Source organism: Brevundimonas sp. P7753 (assembly GCF_013386595.1).
Taxonomy (GTDB): Bacteria; Pseudomonadota; Alphaproteobacteria; order Caulobacterales; family Caulobacteraceae; genus Brevundimonas; species Brevundimonas bullata.
This window is the reverse complement of the sequence record NZ_JACARP010000237.1, coordinates 1-491: the sequence shown is the minus strand read 5'-3', so window position 1 is coordinate 491 and position 491 is coordinate 1. Positions and strand designations below refer to the sequence as shown.

The following is a 491-nucleotide window of genomic DNA, read 5'->3' as shown; positions in this document are numbered from 1 at the left end:
ACGCCGTGCAGGCCGCCGGACACCTTGTAGGAGTTCTGGTCGAACTTACCGCCGGCGTGCAGCTGGGTCATGATGACCTCGGCCGCCGAGACGCCTTCTTCCTCGTGGATGCCCGTCGGAATGCCGCGCCCGTTGTCGGTCACGGTGACGCTGCCGTCCTCGTTCAGGATGACCTGGACCAGATCGGCGTGACCGGCCAGGGCCTCGTCGATGGCGTTGTCGACCACCTCATAGACCATGTGGTGCAGGCCGGAGCCGTCGTCGGTGTCGCCGATATACATGCCGGGGNNGATGGAATCAGCGCCGTATTCCGGCGAGGCGTCAGTCTGGTCGGTCATGAAAACGTCGGCTCAGGGTCCGCGAACGGACAGGGAAAAGACGGCGTGCCCGCCATCCGCATCAGGTCGCAATTCACCGCGCCCCGACACCGAGAACATATAGGAAATTTGACAGGAAAAGCCACTCTTTGTCCCCCTCTCCCTCCCCTTCAT

Annotated in this window: 1 protein-coding gene; it reads right to left on the bottom strand. The window is 63.0% G+C overall.

Annotation, left to right across the window (positions count from 1 at the left end):
- Positions 1-338: ATP-binding protein (locus HX774_RS19355; RefSeq protein ID WP_255500564.1), on the bottom strand; the 338-nt coding region annotated here is incomplete at its 3' end.
- Positions 339-491 lie beyond the last annotated feature (153 nt).